The following is a 14,455-nucleotide window of genomic DNA, read 5'->3' on the forward strand; positions in this document are numbered from 1 at the left end:
CGATTGACGGCACCCTCAAGGTTGTGGAAGCGTGACTACAGCTTTAACCGACTGAGGGAATCCGGCCATGTCCGTGATCACTGGCGATGCCACCGACAACATCCTGACCGGCACCATCGACGCGGACCAGATTTCCGGCCTCGACGGCAACGATACGATCACCGGCGATGGCGGCGACGATCTGCTGGATGGCGGCGCAGGCGCTGATGTCCTGGATGGCGGTGCCGACAGCGACACGGTCACCTATGCCGGCTCGGCGGCCGGAGTCACGGTCAATCTTGCGACCGGCGCGGGCAGCGGCGGCGATGCCGCGGGTGATACCTATACCGACGTCGAGAATGTGATCGGCTCAGGCTTCGGCGATACCATCACCGGCAGCACGGCCTCGAATGCTACACTGGATGGCGGCAATGGCAACGACACCATCGTTGTGAATGGCGCCAATACCACGGTGATCGGCGGGGCAGGCACCGATACTGTCTCCTACGCTCTGGCGGCCGCTGGCGTGACGGTCAATCTCACTGCCGGCACTGGCGGCAATGGCGATACCTACAGCAGCATCGAAAGCGTCATTGGCTCGGACTTCGCCGACACCATCACCGGCGGTGCGGCCGCTGGCGGCACGCTGGATGGCGGCCAGGGCAACGACACCATCATCATGGGCAGTGGCGCCAATACCGCCGTGGTCGGCGGTGCCGGCACCGATACCGTGTCTTATGTCAATGCGGGCGTCGGCGTGACGGTGGATCTCGCCACTGGTAGTGGCAGCAATGGCGCGACCTTCAACGGCGTTGAAAGCGTCATCGGTTCCGCTTTCAACGACACCATTACCGGGAGTGCGACAGCCGGCGGCACGCTGGATGCAGGCGGTGGCAACGACACCATCCGCATCAACGCGGCCAATACGGCGGTGATCGGTGGGCTAGGTGCGGATACGGCAGTATTTATGCAGGATACAGCGAACACCACGCTCAGCTACAGTGCCGGCGTCATCACGGTGACGAATACCGTTACCGGCCAGAGCAGTACCCTGATAGGCGTGGAGGCGATCCAGTTCAATGACATGACGATCGATGTGTCGACCTATACTGGCGGCAACATCGCTCCGGTGGCAGCCGATGAGGAGGATGTCTCTACGGTCCCCAGTGGCGGGTCGCGCATCATCTCTGCGGCCAGCCTGCTAGCCAACGATGTCGATTTCGAAGGCGATACGCTGTCGATCGCGGCGGTCGGCAATGCTCAGAACGGCACCGTCAGCATCAATGGCGATGGCGACATCGTCTTCACGGCCAATGCGGGCTATAGCGGCCCGGCCGTGTTCGACTACACAGTCTCCGACGGCAATGGCGGCACCACCACGGCGACCGCTGGGCTCACTGTCTTCGGCGTCAACACGGAATACCGCGTCAACGCCACGACAGTGGGTGAGCAGGACCATCCCCGCACCGTCTTCATGAATGACGGCGGTTACGTGATTGTCTGGGATTCTCCCGATGGCGGCGGGCGCGGCATCTATGGCCAGCGCTATAACACGGCCGGCCAGGCTGTCGGCGGCGAGTTCCAGGTCGCCAACGGCGCTGCTGATCAGGCGATGCCGGATGTTATCGCGACGGCCGATGGCGGCTATACAGTTGTCTGGGGTGCCGACAGCGGCACCGGCATGGTGATCATGAGCCGGCATTACGATGCCAATGGCGTCGCTGCCGGTCCGGCCACGACGGTGAGTCAGACGAATGGCCATGCTTTCGATCAGGGCTTCCATTTCAGCGCTTCGGGGTCGTTGCCCGATGGCGGCTATATCATTACCTGGCCGGGTCCGGCCGGTGTGATCGCCCGTCGGTTCGACGCCAATGGCGCGGCTATCGGCAACGAGTTCGTGGTCTCTTCCGACACCAGCAGCACCATGGCCGAGGTCACGGGCCTGGCCAATGGCGGCTTCGCCGTCGTCTGGTTGGATTACGGCACCGACGGCGACCAATACGGCATCTCGATGCGGGCCTACAATGCCGATGGCACGCCAGCCAGTGGCCCGATCCGCGTCAATAGCGATCCCTCAGGCTGGCAGGTCTTCCCTGCCATCACGGCGCTGAATGACGGTAACTTCATGGTCGTCTGGGAGCAGCGCGGCTCCGGCGTCTTCGGTCAGATTTTCTCGCCGACCGGTGTCGAAGTCTCTGACGAATTCGTCATCAACCAGCATTCCGCGACTTATACCACCAACCCGACCATCACGACCCTGCCGAACGGCTTCCTGCTGGCGACCTGGGAGGTGACACCAGGTTCCTTCACTCATGACTTGTATGGCCGCTACCTGAATGCCGATGGTACGCCCGCCTCGGAGCAGTTCCTGATCAACAGCACTACGGGTGGTGCCCAGTGGAGCGCCGATGTCGCAGCTGACGAGGAGGGGCGCATCGTCGTGACCTGGTCGGGCAATGGCCCGGGCGACAATGCCGGCATTCATGGCAAGAACCTGTTCTTTACCCCGGCCCAGGGCGGTACGGGCACGGCTGGCAATGACATTATCTACGGTACGCCCAGCGCCGAAGTGATTGATGGCCTCGGCGGCAACGACACCATCTACGCCAACGGCGGCAACGACACTGTCAACGGCGGCGATGGCAACGACACCATCAGCGGTGGCGCCGGCAACGACATCATTAATGGTGGCGATGGTACTGACACGATCAATGCTGGCAGTGATGACGATACCGTCAACGGTGGCCTAGGTAATGACACAATTAATGGAGAGGCCGGAAACGACACGGTGATCGGCAGCGCCGGTTTCGACGTGATGAACGGTGGCAGCGGCACGGATATCCTGGATTATAGCAGCTTTACGCCGCCAGGTCCGTACAACGCCATCATGTTCGCGGCGCATACTAACGAGCTGTATTTCTACAACTCGAACACGCTGCATGTCTGGGCGCTGAGCAGCCAGTTTCAGAATTTCGAGCATTTCATTGCCGGCACGGGCAATGACTGGATGTACGGCCGGACCACTGGCGACATCTTCGAGGGTGGCGCGGGTGCCGATATCTTCGACGGTAACGGCGGCAACGACACGTTGAGCTACGCGCATTCTTTGGCTGGCGTGAACGTGAATCTCGCCACCGGTGCGGCATCGGGCGGCGATGCACAGGGCGACAAGTTCCTGGGTACTTATATCGAGCCGACGCAGGGCAGCCTCTACACGGCAGAAGGGGCATCCAATCTCTGGGGCTCGGCGCAAGCCGATACGCTAACCGGCAACAGTGGCGCCAACCTGCTGCGCGGCAATGCCGGCAATGACACCCTGCGCGGCGATGGCGGCAACGACACGTTAGAAGGTGGCGATGACACCGATACGGCCGTCTATGCGCTGACCATCAATAGCTATACCATCACCTATAACGCGGGCGTAATCACGGTGGCGGCGAATTCCGGCAGCGACGGTACCGATACGTTGACCGGTGTCGAATTCCTGGTCTTCAACGGTGTCTCCTACGACTTTACCGGCTGGACCGGTGGCGACCTTCCGCTTCCCGTCGGTACGATTGCGGGCACGGCTGGTGCCGATACGGTCAATGGCACCTCGGGCGACGACGTGATCAACGCTCAGGATGGCAACGATACCGTCAATGCCGGTGGCGGTAATGACTTGATCACTGGTGGCGCTGGTGACGACACCATTAATGGCGGTGGGGGGAATGACACCGCCACTTACGGGCTGACCTTCGGCAATTACGCCCTTGCCTACAGCAATGGCGTGGTGACGGTTACCGCCAACAGCGGCACCGATGGAATCGATACCCTGACCGGCGTCGAATACCTGCAGTTCGCTGATCAGCTGATTGCCGTCAACAACGGCAACTTCGCAGTGGTCATTAATGGCGATGCCGGCAACAACACGCTCGCCGGCACTTCGGGCAACGATATCATCAATGGCGGGCTTGGCAACGACACCATCAATGCTGGCACCGGCAACGATACGGTGATCGTTACGGCTGGCAATGACATCACCAATGGTGGCGATGGCTTCGACATGTTGGATTACACGAGCTTTACCCCGTCTGGCCCATACAACGCCGTCTTCTTCGCGGCCCATACCAATGAGATTTACTACTACAATTCCAGTGCGCTGCATGTCTGGACGCTGGGTGCCAGCTTCCAAAACTTCGAGCATATCATTGCCGGTTCCGGTAATGACTGGATCTACGGTCGCGCCGGCGCGGATGTCTTCGAGGGCGGTGCGGGTGCCGATATCTTCGATGGCAATGGCGGCAATGACACGTTGAGCTATGAGCATTCCTCGGCTGGCGTGAACGTCAACTTGGCGACCGGCGCGGCCAGCGGCGGCGATGCTCAGGGCGATATCTTCCTGGGGAGTTACAGTGAGCCGACGCAAGGCAGTATCTACACGGCGGAAGGTGCGTCCAATCTCTGGGGTTCGGCGCATGCCGATACGCTGACCGGCGATAGCGGTGCCAACATCCTCAAGGGCAACGCCGGCGCCGATGCGCTGACCGGTGCGACCGGCAACGACACGCTGGAAGGCGGTCTGGGCAGCGACACCTATCTGGTCGGTCGCGGCGATGGCGTCGACGACATCGTCCAGGCCGGCATCAGCGATGCCGCCGGCACCACCGACACGCTGCGCTTCGCCAGCGGCGTTGCCCACAACCAGCTGTGGTTCCGCCATGTCGGCAACGACCTGCGGATCGACGTGATCGGCGAGACGGCAAGCAGCGTGCTGCTGAAGAACTGGTACACCGATGCCAGCCGCCGGGTCGACAGCATCGAAACTGTGGATGGCAGCCGTGCTCTGTCGGCCGCCAATGTGCAGGCTCTGGTTGATGCCATGGCGTCTTACAGCCCGCCGGGGGCGGGGCAGTTCACGCTCGATACCCCCACGGCCAACGACCTGGCACCGGTGTTCGCCACGACCTGGGCGTAACGCATAAATATTGAGCAGGCCCGGCCGTCCTTTACCGGACGACCGGGCCTGATTTCATTCTGGCGCGCCTGTATACTTGGGCCGCCATGAAGCTGCTGCTGATCAATCCCAATACCAATGCCGCCATGACCGAACAGGTCCTGGATGTGGCCCGCAAGGCGGTCGTGCCGGATGTCGAACTCGTGGGCATCACCGCCCGTCTTGGCGTTGCTGCCATTCACAGCCGCAGCGCCTATGCCATTGCCGCCCATGCCGCACTCGATGCCTGGGCCCAGGCAACGGAACAACAGGGGGACGACGGCCGCTTCGATGCGGTGGTGCTGGCCTGCTTCGGCGACCCGGGGCTGGATGGCCTGCGCGAACTCTGCCCGGTGCCGGTGGTCGGCATGGCCGATGCCGCGATCGACCTGGCGGCGGGGCTGGGCCGGCGCTTCGGCATCGTCACCGGCGGCGAGCGCTGGAAATCGATGCTGGAAGTCTTCGTTGCCAGTCGCGGCATGAGCGGGCGTCTCGCCTCGATCCAGACCGTCGCGCCAACTGGCGCCGATATCGCACGCGATCCGGAAGGGGCAATGGCGCTGCTGGCCAAAGCCTGCATGGCAGCCGCCGATGCCGGCGCTGATCATGTCATCCTTGGCGGTGCGGGACTGGCCGGTCTTGCCGTGCAGCTGCAGATTCATGTGCCGGTGCCGCTGATCGACGGCACGGTGGCAGCGGTGCGTGCAGCCGTACGGCTGGCCGGAACGAAGGCCGACAGCTTCAGTCCACCGCCGGCCGTGGCCAGCACCGGACTGTCGCCGGCGCTGACGAAGAAACTGTCCGGTCTTTAATCCGCCTCGCGCAGCCAGACCTGCGTGCGACCCAGCAGCGGCGTGCCGATATAGCCGCGCATCCGCAATTTGGCGCCGCCATCGGTGAGACTGAGCTTGGCGTTGTAGATCTTGCCGCTTTTCGGATCGACCACGCCGCCGCCGGCCCATTCGCTGCCGTCACGCTTGAGGCCCCAGAGGAAGGTCATGCCAATCACTGGCTTGTCTTTCAGCTCGCCTTCGCATCGCTCGCAGGTGGGATCGATCTTGTCGCCCGGTTCGTAGAAGATTTTCAGGATACGGCCCTGCAGCTCCGTACCGGTATCGGTGATCTCGACGATGCTGCGTTCCTTACCGCTCTCGTCATCGATGGTTTTCCATCGCCCCACGGGACTAGTCATATCGGCCGCACCTGCGAAAGCGGGGGCCAGAAGTGTGACAGCCAGACCAGTAACGCGCAGGGTGAGACGAAGGCTGTGAATCATGACAGTTACTCCATCGGAACAATTGCATATCCGGCGGTTTGACCCATTCCGGTCCCCCGCAGACTACTATACTCTGGCCATCATGACAGGAGGCTGGGCATGAGCGAACAGACCACGGGCTCGCGATTCCGTCTGGGCATCGGCGCAGCCGAGGACTGGCGTATGGCTGTCGATGGCTGCCTGCTGCAGCTCATGCCGCTCAATGAATCAGCCAATGTCGGCTTCGTCTATGTCAGTGACCGCATGGCCGACCGCCTGCCGCAAATCCTGAAGCGCCTCTCTGAAGCGACCGGCATTCCGGCGATGATCGCCGCGGCTGGCTACAGCATCGCCGCCGGCGATACCGAATATTGTGACGAGCCTGTCGTCGCCTGCCTGATCGGTGCGGTGCCCGAAGGCAGCGCCACGCTGTTCAAGCGCCCGACCGAACGGCCGCAGGGCTGGCTCGGTATCGTGCATGCCGATCCGCAGGTGCCGGCGCTGCCTGAACTGATCGAGGATTTCGCCGAAGCCTGTGGCGCCTACCTGATCGGCGGGCTGATCGCGGCGCGCGGTCCGCGCCCGCAATGGGCTGGCGGCTCCATCGAAGGCGGCATGTCGGGCATGGTCTTCTCCGATGCGCAGCCGGTGCTCACCGGGCTCACACAGGGCTGCACCCAGGTGGGCGAGGTGCATCAGATCACCGCCGCCGACGGCAATGTGATTCTCGAACTCGATTCCAAGCCGGCCTATGACGTGCTGCGCGACAGCTTCGCGGTGCAGTCGCTGACGGACCTGCGCAAACTGAGCAGCGGCCTGATGGTCGGCCTGCCGATCAGCGGCGCTGACCGCCCGGACTATCTGGTGCGCAATATCATCGGCATCGATCCGCAGGCTGGTGGCCTTGCCATCGGCGCGATGGTGGAAGAGGGCGACCAGATTTTCTTCTGCCGTCGCGATATCGACAGCGCCGGCCGTGACATGGACCGCATGCTCACCGATCTCAAGCGCCGCTGCGGCGACCGCGTGCCGCGCGGCGCATTGTGGTATTCCTGCATGGCGCGCTGCCAGGACCAGTTCGTGCAGAATCCGAGCGAGCTGGCGCGCATCCGCACCGTCTTCCCCGATCTGCCGCTGGTCGGCATGTATTGCGGCGGCGAAATCGCCCAGGCGCGGCTCTACGGCTATACCGGCGTGCTCGCACTCTTCCTTTAAGGCTGCAAGACAATCCGGCCGATCACCTGGCCGGCTTTCAGTTTTTCCAGCGAGGCGGTGGCGTCGCTCAGCGGGGCCGTGACGATCGGCAGCGCCGGCAGCGTGGTGGCCTGCGCCAGCGCCAGCAGCTCGCGCATCTCCTGCAGGCTGCCGACATAACTGCCGCTCACGCGCAGGCCCTTCATCACATGGATGCCGATCGACAGCGTGGCCGCGCCGCCCAGCAGGCCGACGGTGACCAGATGGCCGCCCTTGCGCAGCGCACCATAGGCAAACTCGAAGCTCGGCCCGGAGCCGGCGAAATCAATCGCGCCCATCACGCCGCCAGTGGCCTTCAGCAGGGTCTTCAGCGCGCCATCGGCGCGCGGGTCGATGGCTTCCTTTGCACCCAGCTTCAGCGCGGCCTCGCGTTTGGCGGGATCGAGATCGGCCACCACCGGTGCCTGTCCGGTCACGGCTTTCGCCATCGCCACGGCATTGAGCCCGACGCCGCCGGCGCCGACGATCAGCAGCGTGTGACCATCCGACAAAGGCCCGATCTTTTTCAGTGCCGAGTAAGCCGTGAGGCCGGAGCAGGCATAGGTCGCGGCCAGGCCGGCATCGAGACTGCCGATATCCAGCAGGTATTGCGCGTCCGGCACCAGCACATGGCTGGCATAGCCGCCATCGATGAAGATGCCGATGGCCTTGGCCACACCGGCACAGATATGTTCGTTGCCATCCTGGCAGGGCGGGCAGGTGCCGCAGCCGATCCAGGGGAATACCAGCTTGCGGTCACCGGCTTTCAGCCCGGCCTCGGGTCCGGCCGCCACCACGGTGCCCACGATCTCATGGCCCAGCGTCATCGGCAGGGCCGTGCCATTGGCGGCGGCGACCACGCGCTTGCCGTTGCCCAGATCGAAATAGCCGTCCCAGATATGCAGGTCGCTGTGGCAGACGCCGCAGCGTTCAACCTTGACCAGAACCTCCTTGCCCTTCGGTTCGGGCAGCGGCTTCTCGGCCATGGCGAGGGGTTTGCCGAACTCGGCCACCTGGTAGCAGCGCAGCATGGGCGTCCTCCTTGTTGCATCAATGGTAGGAAGCCCGGCAGGCTGGTGTCCAGCGTCCAAACCGGTAAACTTGATGTGGAAGGAGACAGCTATGGCCATGCTGCAACGTCTGTTCGATCTCACCGGTCAGGTCGCCCTGATCACCGGCGCGTCACGAGGCTTCGGCCTGGAATTCGCCAAGCTGTTTGCCGAAGCCGGCGCGATGGTGATCCTGAACGGCCGCCATCCGGAAACCCTTCAGGCCGCTGCGGAATCCGTGCGTCCCCATGGCCTGGTCGATATCGCCGCCTTCGACGTGGCCGATATCCCGGCCGGCATCGCCGCCATCGAGGCCATCACGAAGACGCATGGCAAGCTCGACATCCTGGTCAACAATGCCGGCATCAACATCCGCAAGCCGCTGGGTGACTTCACGCTGGATGACTGGCGGCAGGTGCTGGAGGTCGACCTGACGGCGGCCTTTGCGCTGTCGCGCACCGCCGGCCTCGCCATGGCCAAGCGCGGCTATGGCCGCATCATCAATATCGGTTCGGTGCTCTCCATCAAGGGCCGCGCCAGCATCCCCGCCTACAGCGCGGCCAAGCACGGTATCCTCGGCCTGACCAAATCCTTCGCCGCTGAACTCGGGCCTTCGGGCGTCACCTGCAACGCCATCGCGCCGGGCTATTTCGAGACCGAGCTGAACCTGGAGCTGATGAAGAACACCGAGTTCGTGAAGTTCGTCAACGACCGCACGCCGCTGCGGCGCTGGGGCAAGCCCGAGGAACTGGCCGGCGCGGCGTTGTTCCTGGCCTCGCCGGCGGCATCCTATGTCAACGGCCATCTGCTCGCCGTCGATGGCGGCATGACCACCACGATCTGAGGTTCTTTGATGAGCGCCGATCTCTGCTATCTCCCGGCCAGCGACCTGGTGGATGCCTATCGCGACAACCGGTTGTCGCCGGTGGAAGCGACGCAGGCGCTGCTGATGCGGGCCGCCGCCATCAACCCGAAGATCAACGCCTATAACCTGATCGACCCCGATGTCGCGCTCCGCGACGCCAAGGCATCGGAAGCGCGCTGGCGCGCGGGCACGCCGCTCAGTCCCATCGACGGAGTGCCGGCTTCGATCAAGGACATCATCCTCACCAGGGGCTGGCCAACCCTGCGCGGCTCAAAGACCGTGGATGAAAAGCAGGACTGGAATGAAGATGCACCGGTGACGGCGCGCCTGCGCGAGGCCGGTTGCGTGATCATCGGCAAGACCACCACGCCGGAATTCGGCTGGAAGGGCGTGACGGATTCGCCGCGCACCGGCATCACGCGCAATCCCTGGAACACCGATACGACGCCGGGCGGCTCGTCGGGTGGCGCATCGGCGCAGGTGGCGGCGGGCCTTGGACAGCTTGCGGTCGGCACCGATGGCGGCGGCTCGATCCGCATCCCGGCAGGCTTCGCCGGCATCGTCGGGCTGAAGCCCAGCTTCGGCCGTGTGCCGGCCGCGCCGCTCAGTCCCTTTGGTACCGTGGCGCATCTTGGTCCGATGACAAAGACCGTGCGCGATGCGGCGCTGATGCTGCGCGAGATGGCGCGGCCTGATGCGCGCGACTGGTTCTCGCTGCCCTGGCATGACGTGGATTACACCGCCAATCTCGGCATGGGACTCAGGGGCCTGAAGATCGCCTACAGCCCGGCGCTTGGTTTTGCGAAAGTCGACCCCGAAATCGCCGCGGCGGTGGAGACGGCGGCAAATCTGTTTGAAGACCTGGGTGCGATCGTCGAGGAGACCGATCCGGGCTTTGACGATCCGGTCGATATTTTCCACGCACACTGGTTCGCCGGCGCCTTCAACGCGCTCTCGGCCCTGCCGAAGGAGAAACTCGCGCTGCTCGATCCTGGTCTGCTCAAGACCTACGAGCGCGGTGCTGCCATCACCATGCCGCAGTATCTCGCCGCCATGAATGCGCGCGGCAAGCTGGGCGTGCAGATGAAGCAGTTCCACGAGGAATACGACCTGCTGCTGACGCCCAGCCTGGCCGTGCTGCCCTTCACGGCGGGTCGGCTCGCACCTGAAAGCATGGACGATGCCTACTGGACGGCCTGGACACCGTTCACCTATCCCTTCAACCTGACGCAGCAGCCGGCAATCTCGATCCCCTGCGGTTTCTCGAAATCCGGTCTGCCCATCGGGTTGCAGCTTGTCGGCCCGATGCATCGCGACGATCTGGTGCTGCGCGGCGCGGCCGCCTATGAAGCCGCCACCGACTGGCACAAGAAACGTCCGCCCATTGCCTGAGGTGATGGCTGCATGAGCGACAGCGCTGTCCTTCTGTCCGTCAGGCAGATGGGGAAGTCCGACCGGCTGGCCGTCGCTGGCGGTATCTCCAGTCTCGATCTGATGGAAGCAGCGGGCGCTGCTGTTGCCCGGGTGGTGCAACGGCAGTATCCCGCCGGTCGCGTGCTGGTGCTCTGCGGTCCCGGCAACAATGGCGGCGACGGCTTCGTCGCGGCGCGGTTGCTGCAGGATGCGGGGCGCGAGGTCACGCTTGGCCTGCTGGGTGAGCGCGCCGACCTGAAGGGTGACGCCGCCACGATGGCGGAGCGCTGGAGCGGTCCGGTGCTGCAGGCCGTTCCCGGCCTGGCAACCCATGCCGGGGTGATTGTCGATGCGCTGTTCGGCGCGGGCTTGAATCGCGATCTCGACGGCGCGGTAAAAGCGCTGATCGAAGGCGTCAATGTTGCCGGCAAGCCGGCGGTCGCGGTCGATCTGCCCAGCGGCCTGCATGGCGATGACGGGCAGGTGCGCGGCATCGCCATCCGTGCGGCGCATACGGTCACCTTCTTCCGGATGAAGCCCGGCCATCTGCTGCTGCCTGGCCGTATGCTCTGCGGTGATGTGCATGTTGCCGATATCGGCATTCCCGCTGCGGTGCTGGATGAAATTGGACCGCAGCAATGGCTGAACGATCCGGCGCTGTGGCGCGCCGCTCTGCTGGTGCCGCGCATTGACGGCCATAAATTCGCACGCGGCCATGTGCTGCTCCGTGGCGGCCGGCTGGCTGGCGCGGCGCGTCTGGCCGGTCATGGGGCGCTGCGCATCGGCGCGGGACTGGTGACTCTGGCGCAGCCCGAAGAAGCCTTGATGCAGGGTGGTGGACCCGACGCTTTGATGCGGTTGGCCTGCGAAGGTGTCCCCGACTGGCGTGCCGCTTTGCAGGATGCGCGCCGCAATGCGTTGTTGCTTGGTCCGGGCAATGGCATCTCGGATGCGACGCGCCGCGCCGTGCTGGATGCGCTGGCAACGAAACGCAGCACCGTGCTGGATGCCGATGCACTCAGCGCCTTTGCCGATGATCCGAAGGCATTATTCGGAGCGGTCAAAGGCGCGGTAATTCTGACGCCGCATGACGGCGAGTTCGCGCGCCTGTTCCCCGATCTGACGCAGCAGCTCAAGCTGCAACGTGCACGTGCCGCGGCGGAACGCAGCAAGGCGGTGGTCGTGCTGAAGGGCGCGGATACCGTAATCGCATCGCCAGACGGCCGCGCGGCGATCAATGCCAATGCGCCGGCGGATCTCGCCACGGCCGGTGCCGGTGATGTTCTGGCCGGATTCTGTGTCGGGCTTCTCGCGCAGGGCATGCCGGCCTTCGAGGCTGCCTGTGCCGCGGTCTGGCTGCATGGTGCGGCGGCCACAGAAGCCGGCGCGGGGCTGATCGCCGACGATCTGCCGCTGGCGGTCAGGAAACCTTTGGCGGCTCTGCGCGCATAGCCCGGATTTTCGTCAGGCCCTTCAGCGCGACCGCCAGCGCCACGCCGGCCAGCAGCGCCACGGTGATGTCGACCAGCACCGTCAGGATGAACGTGACAGCCAGCACCAGCTGGTCGGCGCGCGGCATCTGGAAAAAATGCCGCAGCTTCTCATGCTCGCTCATGTTCCAGGCGACGATCACCAGCACGCCGGCCAGCGCCGCCAGCGGCACCATGCCGGCGAGAGATGCCAGCAGCCACATGAACAGCAGCAGGAACAGGGCATGCAGCATCCCTGAGACCGGTGTCACTGCGCCGGCCCGGATGTTGGTCGCCGTGCGTGCCAGCGCGCCGGTCGCCGGCAGGCCGCCGAACAGCGCCGAGGCGACATTGGCCACGCCCTGGCCGATCAGTTCGATATTCGAGCGATGTCGCGTGCCGGTGAGGGTGTCGGCGATCACGCAGGAGAGCAGACTTTCGATGCCAGCCAGCAGCGCGATGGTGATCGCGCTGGGCAGCAGCTTGACCAGACGTTCAACGGTGATGCCATCTGGCAGCGATGGCATGGGCAGATGGTTGGGCAGTGCGCCGAAGCGGCCGGCAATGGTCTCGACCGGCAGCGGCACGATCTGCGCCAGCAGCGTGGCGATGACGATGCCGATCAGCAGGCCGGGCCAGACGGGTTTCCACTGGCGCAGCACGATGATGATTCCCAGCGTCAGCATCGCGATGCCGGTGCTGGGACCGTGGATGCTGGACGCGGCCTGCGCGTAGTCGGCCCATTTGTCGAGGAAGGCGGCCGGCAGCCTGGCCATTTCCAACCCGAAGAAATCCTTGATCTGGGTCGACAGGATGGTGAAGGCGATGCCGGCGGTGAAGCCGGTGATCACGGGATGGGGGATGAAGCGGATCAGCGTGCCGAGCCGCAGCGCGCCCAGCAGCACCAGCATCGCGCCGGCCATCAGTGTCGCGATCAGCAGGCCGTCATAGCCATGGGTCTCGATCACGCCATAGACCACGATGATGAAGGCGGCCGTGGGTCCGCCGATCTGGTGACGGCTGCCGCCTAAAGCTGAGATCAGGAAGCCGGCGATGACGGCGGTGAACAGCCCCTTGTCGGGCGTGATGCCCGAGGCAATGGCGATCGCCATCGCCAGCGGCAACGCGACGATGGCCACCGTCAGGCCGCTGAGTGCGTCCTTGCGGAGCGTGGCGAAGCCGTAGCCCTCGCGCAGGCAGGTGATCAGTTTCGGTACGAACATGCTTTGCACGGCCTGCCAAGGCGTGCCCCCGCTGAACGTTACGGTATCATAATACCGTCTTGGGGCATTAGGAAAGCTGGGATTTTGTACGAATTACGGGTTATTTTTATATTGTAAACAACTTTAACAAGAAACGAAGCAAAACGAAGGTCTGCGAAGGGCCCCGGCCGGGGAGTTTACGGATCGTTGGGATGTCGGCCGGTAGGGTCCGCTATAGTTGAGGCGCGGTGTCAGAAGGCCCGCGCGGTTGGAGAAATCATGTCGATGATCCGCGTTTTTATCGGGTACAGCAGGGCCGCTCCGGTGGCATCCAGCGTGGCCGCCCACAGCATCATTCGCCACAGCTCGCAGCCGGTGGCGATCACCCATCTGGCGCTGAACCAGTTGCAGGGCATCTACAAGCGCCCGCATGATGCGATCCAGTCGACCGATTTCTCCTTCTCCCGTTTCCTGACGCCCTACCTCGCCGGTTTCGAGGGCTGGGCGATCTTCATGGATGACGACATGGCTGTCGTCGACGATATCGCCAAGCTGTGGGACCTGCGCGACGAGCGCTATGCTGTGCAGGTGGTCAAGCACAACCACGTGCCGACCGAGGACCTGAAGTTCCTCGACAAGGTGCAGACCAAATACGAGAAGAAGAACTGGTCTAGCGTCATGCTGTTCAACTGCGCCAAATGCACGGCGCTGACCCCTGATTTCGTCGACACGGCGACCGGCCTGCAGTTGCACCAGTTCAAGTGGCTGGAGAACGACGACCAGATCGGCGACCTGCCGCATCGCTGGAACCACCTAGTCGATTACGATCCGCCGGCCAAGGATCCCGCGATCCTGCATTACACGATCGGCGGGCCGTTCTATGACGATTTCAAGAATTGCGGCTACAGCGAGCAGTGGTTCGCCGAGCGCGAAGCGGCGCTGCGCTGCGACCAACGTACCGTGAAGAAACCGGCGTAAGGTTCAGGCATACACGCGGCATAATCTTCACGCCTAC

10 protein-coding genes are annotated in these 14,455 nt (G+C 63.8%); 7 read left to right on the forward strand and 3 right to left on the reverse strand.

The features are described 5' to 3' along the window. The first annotated feature begins 67 nt into the window (after positions 1-67). Both AC1RRE_RS09355 and AC1RRE_RS09360 read left to right on the forward strand, forming a co-directional pair. Entirely contained in the window at positions 68-4,936 is a 4,869-nt protein-coding gene (locus AC1RRE_RS09355) for a beta strand repeat-containing protein (protein ID WP_492980857.1), read from the forward strand. Positions 4,937-5,022: 86 nt separating this feature from the next. Continuing rightward, the gene (locus AC1RRE_RS09360) at positions 5,023-5,766 is read left to right on the forward strand and encodes an aspartate/glutamate racemase family protein (RefSeq protein WP_492980858.1); all 744 of its coding nucleotides are present in this window, start codon (positions 5,023-5,025) and stop codon (positions 5,764-5,766) included. Here AC1RRE_RS09360 and AC1RRE_RS09365 read toward each other — a convergent pair. Next, a complete protein-coding gene (locus tag AC1RRE_RS09365) occupies positions 5,763-6,230 on the reverse strand; it encodes a DUF2147 domain-containing protein (protein ID WP_492980859.1) in 468 nt (155 codons plus the stop codon). The two genes, AC1RRE_RS09360 and AC1RRE_RS09365, sit on opposite strands and share 4 nt — an antisense overlap. Positions 6,231-6,329: 99 nt before the next feature. Here AC1RRE_RS09365 and AC1RRE_RS09370 point away from each other — a divergent pair, with 99 nt between their 5' ends. Next, the gene (locus tag AC1RRE_RS09370) at positions 6,330-7,424 is read left to right on the forward strand and encodes an FIST signal transduction protein (RefSeq protein ID WP_492980860.1); all 1,095 of its coding nucleotides are present in this window, start codon (positions 6,330-6,332) and stop codon (positions 7,422-7,424) included. Here AC1RRE_RS09370 and AC1RRE_RS09375 read toward each other — a convergent pair. Then, a complete protein-coding gene (locus tag AC1RRE_RS09375; RefSeq protein ID WP_492980861.1) occupies positions 7,421-8,473 on the reverse strand; it encodes an alcohol dehydrogenase in 1,053 nt (350 codons plus the stop codon). The two genes, AC1RRE_RS09370 and AC1RRE_RS09375, sit on opposite strands and share 4 nt — an antisense overlap. Positions 8,474-8,564: 91 nt before the next feature. On the opposite strand from AC1RRE_RS09375, the gene AC1RRE_RS09380 reads away from it, so the two are divergent. Genes AC1RRE_RS09380 through AC1RRE_RS09390 form a run of 3 tightly spaced genes read left to right on the forward strand, consistent with a single transcriptional unit; the run spans position 8,565 to position 12,221 of the window. Then, positions 8,565-9,335 (forward strand): SDR family oxidoreductase, encoded by a 771-nt coding sequence (locus AC1RRE_RS09380; RefSeq protein ID WP_492980862.1) that lies wholly within the window; start codon positions 8,565-8,567, stop codon positions 9,333-9,335. A 9-nt stretch (positions 9,336-9,344) separates the two neighbouring features. Next, entirely contained in the window at positions 9,345-10,748 is a 1,404-nt protein-coding gene (locus AC1RRE_RS09385; RefSeq protein WP_492980863.1) for an amidase, read from the forward strand. 12 nt (positions 10,749-10,760) lie between these two features. Then, positions 10,761-12,221, forward strand: a complete 1,461-nt coding sequence (locus AC1RRE_RS09390) for an NAD(P)H-hydrate dehydratase (protein ID WP_492980864.1) — start codon at positions 10,761-10,763, stop codon at positions 12,219-12,221. Here the strand turns inward: AC1RRE_RS09390 and AC1RRE_RS09395 are convergent. Next, complete coding sequence (locus AC1RRE_RS09395; protein ID WP_492980865.1) at positions 12,190-13,461, reverse strand: SulP family inorganic anion transporter; 1,272 nt, start codon at positions 13,459-13,461, stop codon at positions 12,190-12,192. The two genes, AC1RRE_RS09390 and AC1RRE_RS09395, sit on opposite strands and share 32 nt — an antisense overlap. A 258-nt stretch (positions 13,462-13,719) precedes the next feature. Here AC1RRE_RS09395 and AC1RRE_RS09400 point away from each other — a divergent pair, with 258 nt between their 5' ends. Continuing rightward, positions 13,720-14,418 (forward strand): glycosyltransferase family protein, encoded by a 699-nt coding sequence (locus tag AC1RRE_RS09400; RefSeq protein ID WP_492980866.1) that lies wholly within the window; start codon positions 13,720-13,722, stop codon positions 14,416-14,418. Positions 14,419-14,455: the final 37 nt, after the last annotated feature.

The organism is Ferrovibrio sp. GW821-FHT12D07 (genome assembly GCF_058807275.1).